Annotated in this window: 22 protein-coding genes; 12 read left to right on the top strand and 10 right to left on the bottom strand. The window is 65.9% G+C overall.

Annotated features, from left to right (window positions below; translation table 11 throughout):
* Position 1: 1 nt before the first annotated feature.
* Together N6C22_RS14045 and N6C22_RS14040 are read right to left on the bottom strand one after the other, a co-directional pair.
* A complete protein-coding gene (locus tag N6C22_RS14045; protein ID WP_261651744.1) occupies positions 2 to 1,093 on the bottom strand; it encodes a mechanosensitive ion channel family protein in 1,092 nt (363 codons plus the stop codon).
* Positions 1,094 to 1,189: 96 nt separating this feature from the next.
* Positions 1,190 to 1,786 (bottom strand): GNAT family N-acetyltransferase, encoded by a 597-nt coding sequence (locus N6C22_RS14040; RefSeq protein ID WP_261651743.1) that lies wholly within the window; start codon positions 1,784 to 1,786, stop codon positions 1,190 to 1,192.
* 199 nt (positions 1,787 to 1,985) lie between these two features.
* On the opposite strand from N6C22_RS14040, the gene N6C22_RS14035 reads away from it, so the two are divergent.
* Complete coding sequence (locus N6C22_RS14035; RefSeq protein ID WP_261651742.1) at positions 1,986 to 3,047, top strand: HTH-type sugar sensing transcriptional regulator TrmB; 1,062 nt, start codon at positions 1,986 to 1,988, stop codon at positions 3,045 to 3,047.
* 18 nt (positions 3,048 to 3,065) lie between these two features.
* Here the strand turns inward: N6C22_RS14035 and N6C22_RS14030 are convergent, their stop codons facing one another.
* Positions 3,066 to 3,917: a translation initiation factor eIF-2B gene (locus tag N6C22_RS14030; RefSeq protein WP_261651741.1), complete on the bottom strand. Its 852-nt coding sequence runs from the start codon at positions 3,915 to 3,917 to the stop codon at positions 3,066 to 3,068.
* Between the two features lie 99 nt (positions 3,918 to 4,016).
* Between N6C22_RS14030 and N6C22_RS14025 the strand changes: the two genes are divergently transcribed.
* The 3 genes from N6C22_RS14025 to N6C22_RS14015 all read left to right on the top strand — a co-directional run bounded on the left by N6C22_RS14025 (position 4,017) and on the right by N6C22_RS14015 (position 5,095).
* Positions 4,017 to 4,316, top strand: a complete 300-nt coding sequence (locus N6C22_RS14025) for a hypothetical protein (RefSeq protein ID WP_261651740.1) — start codon at positions 4,017 to 4,019, stop codon at positions 4,314 to 4,316.
* A 47-nt stretch (positions 4,317 to 4,363) separates the two neighbouring features.
* On the top strand, positions 4,364 to 4,573 hold the full coding sequence (locus N6C22_RS14020; protein WP_261651739.1) for a hypothetical protein: 210 nt from the start codon (positions 4,364 to 4,366) through the stop codon (positions 4,571 to 4,573).
* 261 nt (positions 4,574 to 4,834) lie between these two features.
* On the top strand, positions 4,835 to 5,095 hold the full coding sequence (locus N6C22_RS14015; protein ID WP_261651738.1) for a hypothetical protein: 261 nt from the start codon (positions 4,835 to 4,837) through the stop codon (positions 5,093 to 5,095).
* A gap of 6 nt (positions 5,096 to 5,101) precedes the next feature.
* Here the strand turns inward: N6C22_RS14015 and N6C22_RS14010 are convergent, their stop codons facing one another.
* The 3 genes from N6C22_RS14010 to N6C22_RS14000 all read right to left on the bottom strand — a co-directional run bounded on the left by N6C22_RS14010 (position 5,102) and on the right by N6C22_RS14000 (position 7,954).
* Positions 5,102 to 6,607, bottom strand: coding sequence for an RtcB family protein (locus tag N6C22_RS14010; protein WP_261651737.1), 1,506 nt, complete (start codon positions 6,605 to 6,607; stop codon positions 5,102 to 5,104).
* A gap of 73 nt (positions 6,608 to 6,680) precedes the next feature.
* Entirely contained in the window at positions 6,681 to 7,091 is a 411-nt protein-coding gene (locus N6C22_RS14005) for an archease (protein WP_261651736.1), read from the bottom strand.
* On the bottom strand, positions 7,088 to 7,954 hold the full coding sequence (locus N6C22_RS14000; RefSeq protein ID WP_261651735.1) for a DUF502 domain-containing protein: 867 nt from the start codon (positions 7,952 to 7,954) through the stop codon (positions 7,088 to 7,090). Before N6C22_RS14000 ends, N6C22_RS14005 begins: the two co-directional genes overlap by 4 nt.
* 158 nt (positions 7,955 to 8,112) lie before the next feature.
* Between N6C22_RS14000 and N6C22_RS13995 the strand changes: the two genes are divergently transcribed.
* The 6 genes from N6C22_RS13995 (at position 8,113) to N6C22_RS13970 (ending at position 13,285) form a co-directional block, all read left to right on the top strand.
* Positions 8,113 to 8,598 carry an N-acetyltransferase gene (locus N6C22_RS13995; RefSeq protein WP_261651734.1) on the top strand — a complete coding sequence of 162 codons (486 nt, stop codon included), beginning with the start codon at positions 8,113 to 8,115 and terminating at the stop codon, positions 8,596 to 8,598.
* Between the two features lie 71 nt (positions 8,599 to 8,669).
* Positions 8,670 to 9,842 (top strand): DNA primase small subunit PriS, encoded by a 1,173-nt coding sequence (gene priS / locus N6C22_RS13990; protein WP_261651733.1) that lies wholly within the window; start codon positions 8,670 to 8,672, stop codon positions 9,840 to 9,842.
* Positions 9,839 to 10,807, top strand: coding sequence for a hypothetical protein (locus tag N6C22_RS13985; protein ID WP_261651732.1), 969 nt, complete (start codon positions 9,839 to 9,841; stop codon positions 10,805 to 10,807). The genes priS and N6C22_RS13985 overlap by 4 nt, the downstream gene beginning before the upstream one ends.
* A 31-nt stretch (positions 10,808 to 10,838) precedes the next feature.
* Positions 10,839 to 11,294 carry an MOSC domain-containing protein gene (locus N6C22_RS13980; RefSeq protein ID WP_261651731.1) on the top strand — a complete coding sequence of 152 codons (456 nt, stop codon included), beginning with the start codon at positions 10,839 to 10,841 and terminating at the stop codon, positions 11,292 to 11,294.
* 39 nt (positions 11,295 to 11,333) lie between these two features.
* Positions 11,334 to 11,795 (top strand): thioredoxin-dependent thiol peroxidase, encoded by a 462-nt coding sequence (gene bcp, locus N6C22_RS13975; RefSeq protein WP_261651730.1) that lies wholly within the window; start codon positions 11,334 to 11,336, stop codon positions 11,793 to 11,795.
* An 89-nt stretch (positions 11,796 to 11,884) separates the two neighbouring features.
* Positions 11,885 to 13,285, top strand: coding sequence for a PAS domain S-box protein (locus N6C22_RS13970; RefSeq protein WP_261651729.1), 1,401 nt, complete (start codon positions 11,885 to 11,887; stop codon positions 13,283 to 13,285).
* A 92-nt stretch (positions 13,286 to 13,377) separates the two neighbouring features.
* Here the strand turns inward: N6C22_RS13970 and N6C22_RS13965 are convergent, their stop codons facing one another.
* The 3 genes from N6C22_RS13965 to N6C22_RS13955 form a co-directional block, all read right to left on the bottom strand.
* Positions 13,378 to 14,712, bottom strand: a complete 1,335-nt coding sequence (locus N6C22_RS13965) for a PQQ-binding-like beta-propeller repeat protein (RefSeq protein WP_261651728.1) — start codon at positions 14,710 to 14,712, stop codon at positions 13,378 to 13,380.
* A 284-nt stretch (positions 14,713 to 14,996) separates the two neighbouring features.
* Positions 14,997 to 17,264 carry a CDC48 family AAA ATPase gene (locus N6C22_RS13960; RefSeq protein WP_261651727.1) on the bottom strand — a complete coding sequence of 756 codons (2,268 nt, stop codon included), beginning with the start codon at positions 17,262 to 17,264 and terminating at the stop codon, positions 14,997 to 14,999.
* Positions 17,261 to 17,506, bottom strand: coding sequence for an Hsp20/alpha crystallin family protein (locus tag N6C22_RS13955; protein ID WP_261651726.1), 246 nt, complete (start codon positions 17,504 to 17,506; stop codon positions 17,261 to 17,263). Before N6C22_RS13955 ends, N6C22_RS13960 begins: the two co-directional genes overlap by 4 nt.
* Before the next feature lie 146 nt (positions 17,507 to 17,652).
* On the opposite strand from N6C22_RS13955, the gene N6C22_RS13950 reads away from it, so the two are divergent.
* On the top strand, positions 17,653 to 18,429 hold the full coding sequence (locus tag N6C22_RS13950) for an alpha/beta fold hydrolase (protein ID WP_261651725.1): 777 nt from the start codon (positions 17,653 to 17,655) through the stop codon (positions 18,427 to 18,429).
* Between the two features lie 45 nt (positions 18,430 to 18,474).
* On the opposite strand, the gene panB is transcribed toward N6C22_RS13950, so the two are convergent.
* Positions 18,475 to 19,287, bottom strand: a complete 813-nt coding sequence (gene panB, locus N6C22_RS13945) for a 3-methyl-2-oxobutanoate hydroxymethyltransferase (RefSeq protein WP_261651724.1) — start codon at positions 19,285 to 19,287, stop codon at positions 18,475 to 18,477.
* A gap of 217 nt (positions 19,288 to 19,504) precedes the next feature.
* Between panB and N6C22_RS13940 the strand changes: the two genes are divergently transcribed.
* Complete coding sequence (locus tag N6C22_RS13940) at positions 19,505 to 19,696, top strand: DUF5822 domain-containing protein (protein ID WP_261652565.1); 192 nt, start codon at positions 19,505 to 19,507, stop codon at positions 19,694 to 19,696.
* Positions 19,697 to 19,710: the final 14 nt, after the last annotated feature.

Below are 19,710 nucleotides of genomic sequence, written 5' to 3'. Positions count from 1 at the left end.
GTCAGTCGGGCCCGCGACCACCGGTTCCCGGTGAGTCCGACTGCATCGAGACGGGGAGTTCGCCGCTCGTCTCGTCGAAGACGACGTGCGAGTGCGGATACGCGATCTCCACGTCCGCGTCTTCGAGCTTCGTCCACACGTTCTCCTGAACTCTCGAGCGGACGGTCAGCAGTTTGTACGGCTGTTTCGCCCAGTAGCGCAACGTCAGCTTCACGCCGTGGTCGGCGTAGTCGTCGATGTAACACGTCGGGGCCGCCGGGTATCGCGCCGCGCCGATGCGGATGTCCGGGCCACCGGGGATGACCAGGTCGACCTCCTTGGCGGCGTCCTCGATGAGTTCGCGGGCCTCGTCGAGGTCACCCTCGTAGGTCACGATGATGGAGAGCGAGAGCCGGGTGCGCTCGTCCTCCGCGGAGTAGTTGATGACGTCTCGACCGCGGATGGAGGAGTTGTCGATGACGAGGAACGTATTGTCGAGCGTGAATATCTTCGTGTACCGGATGGTGATGTCCTCGACGAATCCCGTCGTCTGGCGGTCCGCGAGCTGTATCATGTCGCCGATCTCGTAGGGCTGGTCGGCGAGGACGAACACCCCGTTGATGATGCTCCCGACGATGGGTGCGAGGACGATACCGAGCACGGCGGAGAACACCGTCACCGAGAGCAACACGTTCCCGAGGCCGAGGCCGACCAGTGGCGCGGCGATGGCGAACGCGAGGCCCATCACGCCGAGGCGGACCATCCGGAGGACCGTCCGGGTGACACTCGGGCGCTGGAGTCGCTGCGCGATGGTTCGGCCGAACAGGCGGACGACGAGCTTCGAGAGGTACCAGGCGAAGACGATGATGGCCACCGCCAGCACCAGGTTCACCAGCTGGTCGCTGGGGAACCACTCCGGGACGATTCGGTCGAGTTGCCCGGCGAGGACGTCACTCACGGCGTCGACGCCACCCGCATCGTCGGTGGTCGTCGTCGTCCCCGGATTCGAGCCGTCACCCGCCCCGCCGGTCGAGGTCGTCGTGGTTTCGGCCCCGGGGGCCGTCGTCGCCGACGTGTTCGTCCCGTCCTGGTCGAAGACCGCGCCCGCTGGCATGTTCGACCCCTCACGCCCACCCGAGAAAAGGATTGGGAAGAAGGAGAGACGGCGAGAGCCGGTCGAAGCGACTCTGTCGGAGCGCCGACGCTGAGATTATTCCGGAAACGGGCGGTCGAGCTTGGCGGCCAGGTCAGCTTCGACCGCACCCCACTCGGAGTCGAGGATGCTGTAGTAGACGCTGTCCCGGGGCTCGCCGTGGATGAGCATATGCTTCCGGAGTATACCCTCCTCGGTCGCACCGATACGGTCGAGCGCGTCACGCGACCGCTGGTTCCGGGCTGCGGTCTCGAACTGGACGCGAACACAGCCCCAGTGCTCGAACGCGTGTCGAAGCATGAGGTACTTCGCCTCGGTGTTGGCGGGTGTCCGTTGCTGGTCAGGGGTCACCCACGTCCAGCCGATCTCGACGCTCCGATTCGCCGGCCGAATGGCACAGAACCGGGTCGACCCGATTACCTCCCCGGTCTGCTGACGGACGGTCGCGAACGGAAGGGAGGTCCCGTCCTCCTGGGCCGACAGCGCTTCCTCGACGAACGTCCGCATCGCGTCCGGCGTGGAGTAGTCGTCGGCGAACCAGCGGAAGATGTCCGGGTCGGCCCCGGCGGTCTGCAACCCGTCGAGGTGGTCCTCGACTGACAGCGGCGCTAACCGCACGTACTCACCGTCGAGTGTCGTCGGTTCGACGTTCATGGCGATATTCGCGGACAGTCTCGCATAACGATTGGGGTGCTGACAGTGCCAGCCGATGCGACTCACACGGTCACCGACAGGCCGACTCCGGTGATGGAATCGAGCAAAAAGTAATTTGTAGCGACAGGATTCGATTCTGGAACCCAGTGCTACTCGGATTTCAGTAAATCATTTAGGGTCGGCCCGCAGTGTGTACGATATGCCATCAGACGATCTCCGTGGAACCATCGAACGCGTGGGGGACCGGTTCAATCTCGGGGAGTACGAGATAGACGCCTACCTCACCGTCCTCGACCACGGCCAGCTCACGGCGAGCGAAATCGCCGACCGGACGGAGATTCCCCAGCCCCGCGTGTACGACACGGTCCGAAGCCTCTCCGACAGGGGCCTCGTCGAACTCCGCGAGTCCCGCCCGATGAAGATAATCGCGGTCGACCCCGACGACGCCTTCTCGGACGTGCAGTCGTCGCTCGTCGAGATGGTCGACGAGCTCGCGGCCCGATACACAGCACCCGCACGGGACACTGAGGCAGTGTCGCTCGTCAAGTCGCGCTCGACCATCCTCCGGTACCTCGAGGAGGTCATCGACGCCGCCGAGTACGAACTCTCGCTCTCCCTGACGCCGGACCTGCTCGAACGCTTTCAGGACCTGCTCGCGACCCGCCACCACGAGGGTATCAGTATCGAGTTGCTCGTCACGCCCGCCTCCAGCGCGCCGAACCCGGACGAGTACGACTACAGCCGCGTCGCCACGTCCGTCCGGGCTCGCCGCGGTATCACCAGTCCGGTCATCGCGGTCGCTGACGGCGAGTACTCCATCTACGCGACCCAGGACGCGCTCCGCGACGACCAGGACCGCTACGGCGTCATCTTCAACCGTTCCGCGCTCGGCTTCCTCGTCTCTGGCTTCTTCGGGACCGTCCTCTGGACGACCGCGACCGAACTCTACAGCAACGGCGAGGACCGGCCGTTCCCGCGTCGCTACTCCTCGATTCGGCGCACCGTCAAGGACCTCATGGAGGAAGGTGGCGAGTTCTACGCGACCATCGAGGGCCGCGACGTGGAGACGGGCGCGCCCCGCATCGTCCGTGGCCTCATCACGGACATCTCCTTCGAGATGACCGAGGAGGTCGCCGGACTCACCCTCGAAACCGAGGACGGCGAAGCGCTCACCGTCGGTGGGCGCGTGGCCGCACTCGAGGACATCGAGGCACACGAGATAACGGTCGGCCGGAACGAACCGCCCAAAATCGACCGCTGAGAGCGTTCTACAGCCGCCTCAGAACTCCTTCTCGCCGTTGTCGGTGACGACCGACTCCAGCAGCGACACCGGCGTCGCGTCGTAGGCCGGGTTTCGCACGTCGAAGCCCTCTGCGGGCTCGCGCATGACCTCGCTCGGCGAGCGGAACTCGTTCTCGAAGATGAACCCGTCTTCGATGACCTTCGCACCCGAGCCGACGACGGTCACCGGCACGTCACACTGGGCTGCCGTCGCCGCGATGGGGAAGGTCCCGACGCGGTTGTACAGCGTGTCCTCGACGATGCAGTCCATCCCGATGAGGACCCGGTCGCACTCGTCCATGTAGTAGCCCGCCCCGCTGTCGGTGAGCAGGTGGGTCTCGACGCGGTCGTTCCCGGCGAGGGTCCGGGCCGTCTTCCGGCCGAGGTACCGCGGCCGAGCTTCGGTGACGAACACGTCGATATACGCGCCGTCGCGGGTCGCCAGCTCGATGGCCTCGAGGACCGTCGAGGAGTAGTCGTGTGTCAGGATGGTCGTGCCGTCCTCGACGAGGGACTTCGCGTTCTCCGCGGCACGGCGCTTGCCGTGTTCGACGTCGTCGACGACCGACTCGATGGCCTCGCTCAGCGCGGCCTTCGCGTCGTCGACGGTCTCCGGTTCGGCCCGCGACACCGAATCGACGACCCCACGCATCGCGTTGTGGAGGGAGGCGTGGGACTGGTTCGCCCGCTGGAGCGCCTTCGCGTTGCGCTCCAGCCCGCGCTCGAACTCCTCGACCGTCGCGTACTCGCGGTCGAGCAACTCACGGAGGGCTTCGGTCGCCTTGATGGCGACGACGGACGAGGAGTGCGTCTGCATCTCTTCGATCTCCTCGACTGTCTCGTCTATCATGTCCTAACCGTCTGCGGTGGCGGTGAAAATCCTTTCCACTACGCGGGTCGGGTCGCCCGCGAGCCGCCCAGCTAAGGTCGTCCGGTCCCAACGACCGGCATGGTCGAAGTCACGTACTACTGTCCGTACTGCGAGGCGCTCACGAGCCTGGAGCGCGACGCCTACATGGCGGACAAGTGTGTCACCAGGGAACCGCTCGACGGCTGGGACTACGAGAGCACGACGGGCGAGTACGAGGACGCCGACGGGGTGGAGTTCGTCTGTCTCGGCGACGCCGACCCGGACCAGGACGGTTGCGGACGGACGTTCTACCTGAACTTCGTCAAGTTCGCCGACGGCGAGGAGGTTCCGCACCGGATGCCGGACATCGACCGCCCGCGGTTCGACTTCAACGCGTAGGGCCCTGGGCGTGTACTTTTTAGCTCGCGCTGTTCTGAAGGGCGATGATGGACGACGAGATACTCGACCACCAGCGCGAACTCGTTCGCCTGCTCGAAGAACAGGGCTGGGACGTGACCGAGACGGAGCTCTCGGTGTACGAGAGCCCCTGGGAAGACGACGACACGCCGGAGGCGAGCATCACGCTCAGTGCGCGCAAGGAGTTCCCGCCGGAAGACGACGAGGAGGACGACGACAACCCGTACCGGGTGAAGTGAGCCGGGACTCGAATGGGGGCGAACAGGCGGCACCAGCTCTCAGTCGAACGTCCGGTGTGCCGCGCAACCGCCTCGGCCGGAACGTGACTGCTCTCAGACCACGCAGTGTCTGGCTGCCCCATCACGGATAAACGCTCGTCGTCCGACTGCCGGAAAACATTGAATTGGTAGCACTTCGGAACTCGAAGCGATGAGTACCACCGCTCCACTCCCGGTCGCGACCGCTGTGGTGGTCGCCGGTGACAGCACGGGTGAGTCGGCGTGAACCTCTCGGACCGACAGCGCAAGTTCGTCGCCGGCGTCGCACTGTTCCTGCTCGTGACGAGTCTGCTCGCCATCGTCGCCGCCGCCGGTGGAAAGTACGGTACCAGCGAGAGCGTTGTCGAGGTGCTCGGGTTCGAGTCGTCCCAGTCGCTGGTCGCGGCGTACGGGCTGGGTGGGATCGTGGCGGCACTCGGGCTCGGAAAACTGGTCAGTATGAACAAGAGCGACGAGGAACGCCACGGGCTCGACGAGCGGTGAGAGCCGCTAGCCCTTGATGTTGCAGACGGGGAAGGTGCGGACGACCTTGTCCCCGATGCCGAGTTCGTCGCTGACGCGGACGACCTCGTCCACGTCCTTGTACACTCCGGGCGCTTCCTCGGCGATGGTCGCGCCGGACTGGGCCTTGACGTAGATGTGCTGTTGCTCGCGGAGTTCATTCTGCACGTCGCCACCCCAGTAGTCCTTCTTGGCCTGGGTGCGGCTCATGAGCCGGCCCGCGCCGTGGGCGGTCGAGCCGAACGTCTCCTTCATCGAGTTCTCGCCGCCGCGGAGGACGTAGCTGCCCGCGCCCATGCTGCCGGGGATGATGATGGGCTGGCCCACGTCCTGGTAGGCGGGCGGGAGTTCGGGACGGCCGGCGGGGAAGGCCCTGGTGGCCCCTTTGCGGTGGACGTACAGTTCGCGCTCCTCGAACTCGACGGCCTCCTCGTCGGGCACGGCCTCGCCGTTCGCGTCGATGCCGACCTGGTGCGTCTCCTTCTTCCCGATGTTGTGCGCCACGTCGTACAGCAGGTCCATCTCCATGTCCTCCCAGTCGCGGCCGAACACCTTCTCGAACACCTGCCGGGTCCGGTGCATGATGAGCTGGCGGTTCACCCACGCGAAGTTGATGGCGGCACACATCGCGCCGTAGTAGTCCTCGGCGAGTTGCGAGCCAGCCGGGGCCGCTGCGAGTTCCTTGTCCGGGAGCTGCTTGAGGAGCCCCGCGTGAGTCTTCTCTATCTTGCGGAGGTAGTCGGTGCAGGTCTGGTGCCCGAGGCCCCGCGAGCCACAGTGGATGAGGACGACGATCTGGTCCTCCTCGAGGCCGAACTCTGCTGCCACGTCGTCGCGGTACACGTCGGTGACGCGCTGGACCTCGAGGAAGTGGTTGCCCGAGCCGAGGCTGCCGACCTGGTTCTTGCCGCGGTCCTTCGCCTTCTGGGATATCTTCGAGGGGTCGGCGTCGTGGCGCACGCCCTCGTCCTCGCAGTGTTCGAGGTCTGCCGGGACGGCCCAGTCGTTCTCGAGCGCCCACTCCATCCCGTGGTCGAGGATGTTCTCGATGTCGTCGATGGTCCCCTCGAAGACCCCGCCGCCGCCGAGGCCCGACGGGATGTTGGCGAACAGCGCGTCGACGAGTTCCTCCTCGCGACCCTGGAGGTCGTCGTAGGTCAGGTTCGTCTTCATCATGCGGACGCCGCAATTGATGTCGTAGCCGATCGCGCCGGGCGAGATACAGCCGTCCTTCGCATCCATCGCACCGACCCCGCCGACGGGGAACCCGTACCCCTGGTGGCCGTCAGGCATGCAGATGGCGTACTTGGTGATGCCGGGGAGCTGTGTCGAGTTCTTCAGCTGTTCGAGCGTCTTGTCGTCACTGATCTCCTCGAGCAACGATTCGCTCGCGAGCACACGCGCCGGGACGCGCATCTCGCCTTCTTTGGGAATCTCCCAGACGTAGTCACGAACCTTGTGGAGCGTGACGTCGCCGGCCTCGTAAGTGTCCATACCTGAAGATGGACGCGGCACCCCGGAAAGGATTTCGTTGATGGTCCCGCGGTTTCTCCTGCCCGCCGGGGAATCAGACGTCCAGCACGACGTACGCCCGCCAGCCGTCGTCGGTCTCCTCGACGGTCATGTCGGAGTAGGTGACCGCCTTGATGTCGCGGGCGTTCACGTCGCCCAGGGGGACGCCCCGTGCGCTCCCGTCCAGGTGCCACTCGCCGTCTCGCTCCTCGACCGTGGCCTCGTTATCGACCGGCAGGACGAGGCGCACGTCGCGCTCGTAGATGAGCTGGTCGAGGTAGTCGAACAGGAGGGCTTCGACGTTCTCGGCGTCGATGTCGAACGAGAACCGGTCGCCGGAGTCGGGCCACTCGTCGCACATCGCGGCGGTGAGGCCGTCGGCGACCGCGGCGAAGGTCTCGTCGAGGGAGTCACCGGTGGCCTCGACGGCCACGTCGGCGGTGTGCTCGCGGAGATGGAAGCTCATGGGGTGTCACTATTCGCCACGTCGGCCTCTGTCTGTCGGTTCTCGATGGGGTCGGTCGCCTCGTCCTCCGGGCGGCGGTCCATCCGCCCTTCGGCCTGTTCGAACGCCGCCATCTGGCTGAGTTCGGCCTCGGAGAGCCGTGCATCGCCGTTCGAAGCGGCGTCACCCGTCGCGACGCCGGTGGTCACGATGGTCCGGAGACCCTCCTCGACGGTCATATCGACGTCCTCGACGCGGTACTCGGGCACGTGGACGAGGTTCCCGCCCATCACCGGGTTGGGCGCGAGCGGGAGGAACAGCGTCACCATGTCGTTGCGGCCCGCGGCCGCCTGGAGTGCGGCCGGCGTGTCGGCGGTGAGGAACCCGAGCGTGTAGGTGTCCTCCTGGGGGAACTCGACCAGTTTCACGTCACGGAAGTTCTGCTGGTCGCTCTCGACGATGACGTCCGACATCTCCCGGAAGCTGTCGTACACCGAGCCGATGCCCGGGATGGCACTGATGAGGTCGTCAGCGTACTCGATGCCGCGCTCACCGTAGGTGAAACGCGTGAGAAAACCGAGGCCGAGGATGGTCCCGACGAGGAGAACCAGCGTGAGGGCCTGCAGGACCAGGTCGGCCGTTGCGGGCGTGATGGCCGCGAAGACCTGGGCCTCGGCCGGACTGAGGTTGTACGCCTGAAGGAACTCGACGAAGACCGAGAGGAACGCGAACACGTACCCGGCGAGGACGTTCAGGACGACGACCGTGACGATGAGGGGGACGACGATGGCCAGTCCGGCTACGAAGGCGTCCCTGATGGTATCGACGACGGTCCGACCGGCCTCGCGGGTTCGTTCGAGTTCCTTCCCATCTGCTGACAGCATTGCTAACGCCGACGGGCCGGCGCGTTGAAAAACCAGGGCCAACACGCTTCGTCCTCCCCAGCCCGCGGTACCCACACCCCGCAGGAGGGTTCAGTGGCCCGTGGTCCCCCTGGGACTGCCGGTGGAATTATATCGTCGTACCTTCCACTTACAGAACAGTGAGCGTCAACATCGACACGCGCGTCGTCGGTCCGGGGAACGACGAGTACGTCGAGGATGCGTGGAAGCTCAAAGAACGCATCCGACAGCGTGAGGGCGTCCTCAAGCAGCGAAAGGGGTTCTTCAGCGACGCCTACCGTCGTTCGAAGGTCCACCTCTTCGTCGAGGACGGCGTGACCCCGAGCATCATCGGGTTCTGTGCTGTCCGTCGAGACGGGTACATCCTCTTTCTTGCCGTCGACCCCAGCCACCGTGGCGAGGACATCGGGAAGAAGCTCGTCGCGATGGTCGCGGAGGAGCACCGTTCGGTGACATGCCACGCACGCACGACCAACGAGAACGCGCTACGGTTCTACGAGCACCTCGGGTTCGACATCAAACGACGCATCGACAACTACTACGAAGACGGCGGTGACGCCTACTATCTGAAGCTCGGCGACGACGCGAGTCTGACCGCCAGACTCTCGGAGTTCATGCGACGGTAGGTCCGTTCTGGCCCACCGACGAGTTGAGTCCGCTAGGTTCTTTAGACACCTCCCCCAACGAATCGAGAGCCATGGAAGAGCGCACCCGACGGTACCTCCGCGGTCGCTTCCGCGACCACTATCGACAGCTGTCGGTGACGCCCCCGCCGGACGCGAACGAGCGTGAGTGGGGCTGGGTCACCTGGAGCACCGGCGGGACGACGATGGTCCGGCACAACTCCTGGCTGGACATCGGTGACCTTGAGACCTTCCTCGCGGACGAGCGCCCGCGCCACGTCTACTTCTCGGCCGGGCGCTACGACGACCCCGGTGCGAGTTCGATGTCGAAGAAGGGGTGGCGCTCCTCGGACCTCGTCTTCGACCTCGACGCCGACCACCTGCCGGGGGTCGACCCCGAGACGGATTCGTACGGCGAGATGCTCGAAACCTGCAAGGGTGCGCTCTTTCGACTCCTCGACCTGCTGGAGGACGACTTCGGGTTCGACGACCTGACCGTCGTGTTCTCCGGGGGGCGAGGGTACCACGTTCACGTCCGCGATGAGGGCGTGAAGGAACTCGGTCGCGGCCATCGGCGCGAGATCGTCGACTACGTGCTCGCGAGCGACGTCGACTTCGACACGTTGCTCCAGCACGAGGCGGTCGCGGGTATGGGACTCGAGAACCCTGCGGACAAGCGGACGCTCGATACCACCGGCGGCTGGGGACGGCGCGTCCAGCGACGGATCGACGACTACGTCGACGACCTGCTCGAACTGGACGACGACGACGCACTGGACCGGCTCCAGTCGCTCGACGGCGTCGGCGAGAAGAAAGCCCAGGGCATCCTGCGGGCGGTCCGGACGAACGTCGACCAGATTCGTGCGGGCAACGTCGACGTGCACCCGGCGTTCCTCACGCTCGCGCGGAGCCTCGCCGAGGAGACGTTCACCGGCGAGACTGCACCCATCGACGAGCCGGTGACGACCGACATCAACCGGCTCATCCGGTTGCCGGGGAGTCTCCACGGCGGAAGCGGGCTGGAGGTCAAACGGATTCCGCGGGCCGAGCTGGACGACTTCGACCCGCTTCACGACGCCGTCCCGCGAACGTTCGTCGGAAGCGAGATACAGATAACCGTTCCCGAGCCGGTCGACGTTCGTCTCGGTGGCGGTACATTTAATTTGGAGCGAGGCGCACACACTGTACCGGAATACGTGGGCGTGTTCTTGATGGCCCGCGGGCAGGCCGAGAAAGGGAAAGAATGAATCTCAACGAACTTCGCTCCGCACTCGACACGGAACGGCAGAAGGGTGGGCTCCAGCAACTGCGCGACTCGTTCTACCAGGAGGTCGCCGAGTACGTCGAGGAGCTGAAGTCGACGCGCGAGGAGGCCGCGGCCGAGGCCGACGACCCCTTCTCCTCGCCCGAGATTCAACGGCTCACCGACGAGATAGAGACGGCGAAGAACGCGGCCGAATCCCTCTACGAACGCCGCCTCGGGAAGCTGGTCAAGCAGGCCAGCCTCGCCGCGGCGAACATGGCCAACGCGGAACAGGTCCAGGGGCTCACCGCCGAGGAACGCCAGCTCTACGACGACCTCGTCAGCCGTATCGAGGAGAACAAGGCGCACATGCTCGACGTTGTCGCTGGCAAGGCCGAGACGACACCGGCAGCCAGGGCGGCCGAGGAGGGTGAGGACGGTACCGCGGGTGCGGACGCCGAAACCGACCCCGCCCCGGCGTTCGACCCCGACCCGGCGACGGACCCGGTCGGTGCCGACGAGCCGAACGGGTCTTCGACCGGGGAGTCGACGCCCAGCGACGACTCCGACGTGCGGAGCGACCCCGACGTCTCGGCGGCCGAGGCCCGTGCGGTTGCAGACGCCGACCCGACGGACGCAGCCTCGCAGGACGACGGCGGCGTCTCCGCGGCCGACGTGATGGGGAACACGGCGGATACCGACGACCCGGCACCGCAGGGCGCGCCGCCGCAGGAGCCGACCGACCCCGCAGCCGACGCCGACTCCACCCCCGAGGCGACAGGTGGGCAGGATGAGCCGGCCGCGGCGGAGGACGTCGACCGGACCGAGGTGCTCATCACCCGCGACGTCGGCGACATCTTCGGCGTGGACGAGCGCGAGTACTCGCTCTCGGCGGACGACGTGGTCGAACTCCCGTCGGCCAACGCCGACCCACTGGTCGAACGCGACGCCGCCAAGAAACTGGAGTAGCTTTTTCGCGACCCTTCACCAAGGTCTCGCCATGACAGGCACGGTCGAGTCTATCCACATCGCACGCGAATCCGGCGAACCCGTCGAGTCCGTCGAATCGGTCGAGGCCGTGTCCGGTGCGGGCCTGCGCGGTGACCGCTACTTCGACGAGTCGGGGACGTTCTCGGACGGGTTGCCGCGGGGTATCACGCTCATCGAGGCCGAGGCCCTCGAAGCCGCCGAGCGCGACCACGACTTCACGCTCGACCCGGGCGAGCATCGCCGGAACGTGACCACTCGCGGCGTCGCCCTGAACCACCTCGTCGACGCGGAGTTCCGGGTCGGGGACGCGGTCTGTCGCGGTGTCGAGCTGTGCGAGCCCTGTTCGTACCTCGAATCGCTCACGAAGGAGGGCGCGGTCTCGTCGCTGGTCCACCGGGGCGGCCTGCGCGCCGAGATCGTCGAGACCGGCACGCTGGCGGTCGGCGACGGCGTCACGTCGGTGTAAAACGAAATCCACTTCATCCACCTGTTCGTTCCCGAGGCTATGCTCGACATCGGCGAGGAGGCTCCGGACTTCGAGCTCTCCGACCAGAACGGCGATTCCGTCGCGCTTTCAGACTACCACGGCCAGCGGGTCGTCCTGTACTTCTACCCCCGGGCGAACACCGAGGGCTGCACCACGCAGGCCTGCTCGTTCCGCGACAACTGGGACCGCTACGAGGACCTCGACATCGCGGTGCTCGGCGTCAGCGACGACACCGTCTCGGACCTCAAGAAGTTCGAGGAGGACCACGACCTGCCCGTGCGGTTCCTCTCGGACGAGAACGGCGAGGTCTCGACGGTCTACGAGTCCTACGGCGAGAAGAAGATGTTCGGCAACACCTTCGACGGCGTGTTCCGGAACACGTACGTCATCGACGAAGAAGGGACCATCGAACTCGCCTACGAGGGCGTCGACCCGGAGGAGCACGCGGAGACGATTCTCGCGGACCTGGACCTCGACTGACCGTCGGTCCGAGCGGTGACCCCGAACCTCACCGCGCCAGTCTCGATTAGGTACTGGTTTTTACTGCCTGAGCGGTGTCATTTATCCAAATGGCGACACCCGGCTCTCTCGGCGTGTTGCTCGACCACACGCAGGACAAGATCGTCCTGCTCGACCCGGACGGGGAGGTCACGTACGCGAACGAGGGTGCGAGACGAATCCTCGGCTTCGACCCCGAGACGCTCGTCGGACAGAACGCGTTCGAGTACCTCCACCCGGACGACACAGCGCGGGTGCGAGCGGCGTTCGAGCGAACCATCCAGAACGAGACCTACACCGAGACGACGGTGGAGTACCGTCACCTGACGAAAGACGGGTCCTGGGTGTGGCTGGAGGCTCGAATGTCGAACGTCACGGACGATTCACTCGATGGGTATGTCGTGAGTTCGCGGTGTATCACCGACCGGATCGAAGCCCAGCGCGAGACCAGGGAGACCACCACCCGGCTGGAAGAACTGTCCTCGACGACCGGTGAGGTGCTGTGGATGTTCGACAGGGACTGGTCCGAACTGCTGTTCGTCAACCCGGCGTACGAGGCGGTGTGGGGCCAGCCCGTCGAGGCGCTCGAATCGAACCCGAGCGTGTTTCTCGAACAGATCCATCCCGATGACGTGCCAGCGGTCGAGGACGCGATGGAGCGCCTCTCAGGGGGCGAGTCCGTCGAGATAGAGTTCCGGGTCGGCCCGGACGATGACTATCATGCGTGGCTCTGGGTGCAGGGCGAGCCGATATTCGAGGGCGACGAGGTCGTCAGGGTGACCGGGTTCTGCCGGGACATCACGGACCGATACCGGCGAGAGCGGCAGCTGTACGTGATGGACAACCTCCTGCGGCACAACCTGCGCAACAGCCTCGGCGTCATCCTGGGGAACGCACAACTCATCGAAGAGGACGTCCCCGAGATGGCGAATCGCACCGCGGTGATTCGAAAGACGGGCGAGGAACTCCTCGCGAGCGCGGAGAAGGAACGTGAGATAATCGACGTCATCACCGACACGGTCAGGCCTCGGCGACTCGACGTCGCGAGCCTCGTCGCCGAAAGCATCGAGATACTGCGGTCCCGCTTCCCCGGGGCTCGCATCGAGTCCGAAGTCGCCAACGATGCGGACGCGCTGGTCATCGACGAGTTCGGGCTCGCCGTTCTGGAACTCCTGGAGAACGCGATAACCCACAACGCGAGTGCGGAGCCGAGAGCCTGGGTCGACATCGAACAGGGGGAGGACACCCTCACCCTGTGTGTCGAGGACGACGCACCGGAGATACCGAAGGTCGAGGCCTGCGTCCTCACGGGAGACCACGAGATGGACGACATCTACCATAGCAGCGGTCTGGGGCTGTGGCTCGTCTACTGGGTCGTGGAACTCTCGAACGGGAAGGTAACCGTCGATACGCTCGAAGGGGCCGGGAACCGTATCCTGGTGACCGTGCCGCGAGCCACGACCGACGAGTGAGGAGTCTGCCGAGGCTGTCGCTGAAGCGACGCCGAAGACGGCACTGCCTGGAACCGTACGGTCCGCCGGCGTAACGAGGCCCCTGTGCGGCGTCAGGAGTCGTCCGCCAGACAGTACAGGTTGCCGTCCGAACAGCCGATGTAGACCCGTCCCTCGACGACGGCCGGCGACGAGTTGACGTACTTGCCGAACGCGACCCGCCAGCGCTCGCGCCCGTCCTCACGGGCGACCGAGACGATGCCGTCACCGTTCCCGACGTAGACCGCGTCCCCGGTGACCGCGGGAGAGGACCGGAAGTCCCCCTCGGAGTCGTACGTCCAGGTGACGCTCCCGTCCTCGACCGAGAGCGCCTGCAGGCGGCCGTAGTTGCCGTCGGCGGCTGGGCCGCTGGCGGTCGTGGTCTCGGTGGTGGTGGTGGCCGTCTCGCTCGACTCCGAGCCACCACCCAGGAGCACCCCGGTCGTGCGTTTCCCGGCGACGTAGACATGGGTACCGTCGACCGCCGGCGAGCACTTCACGTTGGGCGTGCCGAGGTCGGTTCGCCACCGCACCTCGCCGGATTCGGCGTCCAGCGCGACGCACGCCCCGCTCCCGTGGAGGCCGACGTAGACGGTCCCGTCGTGGTACGTCGGGGGTGCGGCGAACGTCTCGGCGTCCCAGCGCCACTGCTCTTGGCCAGTTTCCGCGTCGACCGCGTAGAACCGCCCTTCCTCGTTCCCGGCGAAAACCAGTCCGTCGCCGAGGGCCGGCCCGGTGAACCAGTCCGAGGCCTCGAACCGCCACTGTCGGTCGCCGGAGTCGGCGTCGAGCGCGACCAACAGTCCGGCCTTCGACTCGTCGGTGTCACCACTCACGACTGCCGGCATGGTCCCCGCGGTCCCGACGTACACCGTCCCCTCGTGGACCGTGAGTGCGCTGCTCCAGAGGTTGTGGTTCGTCTCGTGCGTCCACACCTCCTCGCCGGTCTCCGCGTCTAGGGCGAGGACGGCCCCATCGCTGTGTGCGGTGTAGACCACCCCGTCGACCGCGGCCGGCGCACAGGGGACGAAGGTCCCGGTCTGGTAGCGCCAGCGTCGCTCGCCGGATTCGGCGTCGAACGCGTAGACAGCATCGCCGCCGACGAACACCGACCCGGCTGCGACGGCCGGCGAACAGTTCACCGTGGCCTTCGACCCGATGCCGGTCCACGCGACCGACGGGTCTCCGGGGCCGGTGTTGCCGGGTGCGAAGCCCGTGTTCCCCGGGTCGACGCCGAACTCGGTCCAGTCGACCGGGCCGGCGTCACTGGCTGGCGTGGTCGGTTCGTCGCCGGTTCCGGGACCGCCGGCCGGGTCGGTCCGGTCGGAGAGGGTTGTTGCACACCCCGCGAGACCGATACCGCCGGCAGCGAGGGCGATTCGTTTGCAGTAGTCGCGACGGGAGGGCATGGTCCACACCTCGGATGCTGGATATGAATGGTTTGTGCAAGGTGTGATGCGGGTTTCAGTCTCGGGCCCAGACGGAGAGAATCAGTGGTTGTTGCTGTTGTTGTCAAGCGCAGCACCTGCGAGCGAAGCGAGCAGCCTTTTTAGCGTCCTCAACGAGCGAAGCTCGTTGGGATCCAGCAGGAGCTTCGCTCCTGCGCGATAGCTTTTTCAAGAAGCAGTTCCCGCAGCACGCCGAAGGCGTGCGAGGAAACCCGACGCAGAAAAAGATCCTCGAACTAACGGTCCTATTGGAACGTCCGACCCATGTCGCGGTCTTCGAGTTCGGGCTGTTCCCGGCCGAAGCGCTGTTCGATCTCGTTGTAGCGCTCTTTGGTCTCCTCGGTCACGCTCGCGGTGACCTCGTCGAGGGCGTGCTCGAAGTGCTCCTTGGTGATGCGGACGTTGGTGACGGAGTCGTCCATGTCGTCGGGTGAGACCGTGTTGATGAACTCGCGGGTCGCGGCGAGTGAGGCTTCGCGGCAGACGGCCTGGATGTCCGCGCCGACGTAGCCTTCGGTCTTCTTCGCCAGCCGACTGAGGTCGACACCGTCTGCGAGCGGCTTGTTCCGCGTGTGGACCTCGAAGATCTTCTCGCGGCCGTCCTCGTCGGGGACGGGGACGTGGACGTGGCGGTCGAGCCGGCCCGGGCGCAGGAGTGCGCTGTCGATGAGGTCGGGGCGGTTGGTCGTCGCGATGACGACGACGTCCTCCAGGTCCTCGAGCCCGTCGAGTTCGGTCAGGAGCTGCGAGACGACGCGTTCGCCGACGCCGGAGTCACCGGAGTGGCGGCCACGTTCGGTCGCGATGGAGTCGATCTCGTCGAAGAAGATGACGGTCGGTGCGTTCGACCGTGCCTTCTCGAACACCTCGCGGACGCCCTTCTCGGACTCGCCGACGTACTTGTTCAGCAGCTCCGGCCCCTTGATGGAGATGAAGTTGCTGTTGGCCTCGTTGGCGACGGCCTTCGCGAGCAGGGTCTTCCCCGTGCCCGGCGGGCCGTACATGAGGACACCGCGGGCGGCTTCGAGGTCCATGGCCTCGAACACCTCGGGGTAGTCGAGCGGCCACTGGATGGTCTCGCGGAGGCGTTCTTTGGTGTCTCCGAGCCCGCCGACGTCGTTCCACGTGACGTCGGGAACCTCGACGAACACCTCACGCATCGCCGAGGGTTTGACCGACTTCATCGCGTCCTTGAAGTCGCCTTCGGTGACCTTCAGGTTCTCCAGCACCTCGGCGTCGATCTCCTCCTGTTCGAGGTCGAGTTCGGGCCGGATGCGCCGGAGCGCGTTCATCGCGGCCTCCTTCGCGAGGCTCTCGATGTCCGCGCCGACGAACCCGTGGGTGTTCTCGGCGTACTGGTCGAGGTCCACGCTGTCCGAGAGCGGCATGCTGCGGGTGTGGACCTGCATGATCTCGAGGCGGCCCTCCTTGTCGGGGACGCCGATCTCGATTTCGCGGTCGAAGCGCCCACCGCGGCGGAGGGCGGGGTCGAGCGCGTCGACGCGGTTGGTCGCCGCGATGACGGTGACCTGGCCGCGTTCTTCGAGGCCGTCCATCAGCGAGAGGAGCTGGGCGACGACGCGGCGTTCCACGTCGCCGGAGGCCTCACCGCGCTTGGAGGCGATGGAGTCGATCTCGTCGATGAAGACGATGGCGGGGGCGTTCTCTTCGGCCTCCTCGAACACCTCGCGGAGTTGCTCCTCGGACTCCCCGTAGTACTTCGACATGATCTCGGGGCCCGAGATGGTGTGGAAGTGTGCGTCGATCTCGTTGGCGACGGCCTTCGCGATGAGCGTCTTCCCGGTGCCCGGCGGGCCGTGCAGGAGGACGCCCTTCGGCGGCTCGATGCCGAGTTGCTTGAACAGCTCGGGGTGGCGCATCGGCAGCTCGATCATCTCGCGGACCTGGTCGAGCTCCCTGTCGAGGCCACCGATGTCCTCGTAGGTGATGTTCGGGACGCCCTCACGGCCGCCCGAACTGACGCCACCGCTTATCTGCTCGGCGGGCTTCTCGCTGATCTGGATGTCGGTCGAGTCGGTGATGATGACCGTGCCGGAGGGGCTGGTCGATGCGATCTTCAGCGGGACGGACTGGCCGCTCCCGGCCATGGGGCCAAAGGAGAGCGAGAACGGGACGGTCTGACCGCCCGTGACCGCCTGGCCGCTCAGCTTGTCGCGGACGAGCGGGCCGATGTTCCCGCGGATACGGAGGTTCTGCGGGAGCGCGACGGTGACGCTCTTGGCGGGCTTGACGTCGGCCTTCTCGACCTCGACGCGGTCGTCGATACCGACGTTGGCCTGCTGGCGGATACGACCGTCCATGCGGATGACCTTCTGGCCCTGGTCCTCGGGGTAGCCGGGCCAGACGCGGGCGACGGCGTTTCCATTATCCTTGCCACTGATCTCGATGTAATCGCCGTTCTCCAGGTCCAGTTCCTGCATCGAGACGCGGTCGATGGCGGCGAGGCCGCGGCCCGCGTCCTTCTGTTTGAGTGGTTTGACGGTGAGTTTCATGCATCGACCTCCACTTCGATAGTGAGGATGCCGTTTCTGATAAACGCTCGCGCTGCACCGGGGACCTCTATCTCGAACTGGTCGTGGTCGTCGCTCGGGACGACGATGACGGTATCGCCGGCGACGTCCACGGTCGCCTCAGAACCGAGGGTGCCGAGGTCGGCGGCGATGACGTGCACGTCGTCGTAAGCGTAGTGGCGAACGAACCGCTCGCTTCCAGAGACGAATTCTTGTAAGTGCATGTGCTTGCTAACCCTAAGTTAGTCTTTCTACTATATAAACTTGTCGCTGCCGGAATCGGGGTACGGGAGCGGGTTCAGCTAACTACGATGTAACTGCGGTTCACGTCGTCTTAGGCTTTATGCCGTCGACCGACCAAGCCACAGGTATGCAGACTATCACGCACCACGGACGGACGACGGCGTACGAGGTATCCGACCGCGGTGGCGATGGGGCTCCGGTCATGTTCGTCCACGGCAGCGGCGGGACACATCACCTCTGGAAGTCCCAGTCACGCCTCGGCGACGAACGACCGGTGGTCACGCTCGACCTGAGCGGCCACGGCGAGAGCGAGGACATCGACGCCGACCCCGGGTACGAGACGCTCTCGGCCTACGCCGACGACGTGCTGGCCGTCGCCGAGGCGACCGACGCGAGTGTCGTCGTCGGGAACTCCCTCGGCGGTGCCATCGTCCTGCACGTCCTGCTGGAGCGCGACCACGACTTCGACGGCGTGGTGCTCGCGGGCACCGGCGCGAAGCTCGCCGTCCTCGACGACCTGCGGGAGTGGCTGGCGGACGACTTCGACCGCGCCGTCGAGTTCCTGCACGACGAGGACCGGCTGTTCCACGACCCGGACCCGCGGCTCGAAGAGCTCTCCATCCAGGGGATGCGGGCCTGTGGCCGTGCAGTGACCGAACGCGACTTCCTGACCTGCCACGAGTTCGACGTTCGCGACGAGGTCGACGCCATCGACGGTCCCGCGCTCTGTCTCGTCGGCGAACACGACTACCTGACGCCGCCGCACTACCACGAGTTCCTCGCCGAGCACATCGACGACTGCGAGCTGACGGTCGTCGAACAAGCAGCACACCTCGCGATGCTGGAGCAGCCGGAGGCGTTCAATGCGGCGGTCTCGACGTTCTGCGACAGGGTGGAAGAATAGGTTCTAATAGACTCTCGTTCGAGGACTGGCCGAAGCTGGCAGCACTCAGTACAGTTCGTCCAGGTCCTCTTCGACGTGACTGTGTTCCTCGCCGGGGAACTCGCCGGATTCGACGGCCTCGCGGTACTGGTCGATTGCACCAGCCATCTCCTCGCGGAGGTTGGCGAACTCCTTGACGAACGACGGCGTCCAGTCCGAGAGGCCGACCGCGTCGTCCACGACGAGCACCTGGCCGTCACAGTCGCCCCCGGCACCGATGCCGATGGTCGGGATGTCGATGGCTTCGGTCACCTGCGCGGCCACGTTCGAGGGCACGTGTTCGAGCACGAGCGAGAACGCACCGGCTTCCTCGTGCTGGCGCGCGAGGTCGAGGATGCGCTCGGCCTCCTCGTTCGAGGTACCCTGCCGGGCGTAGCCGGTCTGGTTGACGCGCTGCGGCGTCAGGCCGAGGTGGGCCTGGACGGGGATGCCGAGCTGGACCATCTTCTCGGTGAGTTCGACCGTGTGAGGGCCGGATTCTATCTTGACCGCGTGTGCGCCCGCCTCCTTGAGCATGCGCCCGGCGTTCTCGATGCTCTCCTTGTCGTCGTGGCCGTAGGAGAGGAACGGCATGTCCGCGACGACGAGGGCGTTCTCGGTGGCGCGGGCGACCGCGGCCGTGTGGCTCGCCATCTGGTCGACCGTGACCGGAAGGGTCGATTCGTGGCCGAGGACCGTGTTGCCGAGGCTGTCGCCGACGAGGATCATGTCGATTCCCCGTTCGTCGACGATCTCGGCGGTCACCGCGTCGTAGGCGGTGAGCATCGTGATGGGCTCCTCCCCCGACTTCGCGAGCACGTCTCGCACCGTGGTTGGCATAGGCAAGAATTGCACAGGGGGGTTCAAACGCCTGCCGATTGTCGGCGAAACCGGCAGTGCTTATGTGGTGGCGGCCGCAGTCTCGGGCGTGTCACAGAAGGTCGATTCGGTGCCGGACGAGGAAGCCGATTCGGAACGTGCGCCCGAGAACGACGGGGCCACCAGCGGGCCGAGCACCCGCGAGGCCGTCGAGACGGACGACCTCTACGCCTGGGTCATGCAGACCACCTTCGTCGTCACCATCCTCACCGGTGCGCCGCTGGTGGCGATCTTCTCGATACTCTTCGACCTCCAGACGTGGAGTGCCAGGGCGGAGTTCGCCGTCAGAATCGGGGCCATCGTCTGGTTCGTCACCGCCATCGGCGTGTTCATCTACGCGAAACGGGTCCGTGGGTTGACCCCGGCCTGAGACCGTCTCGAGCC

The organism is Haloarchaeobius sp. HME9146 (assembly GCF_025399835.1).
Classification (GTDB): Archaea; Halobacteriota; Halobacteria; order Halobacteriales; family Natrialbaceae; genus Haloarchaeobius.
This window is presented reverse-complemented; position numbering and strand designations above follow the sequence as displayed.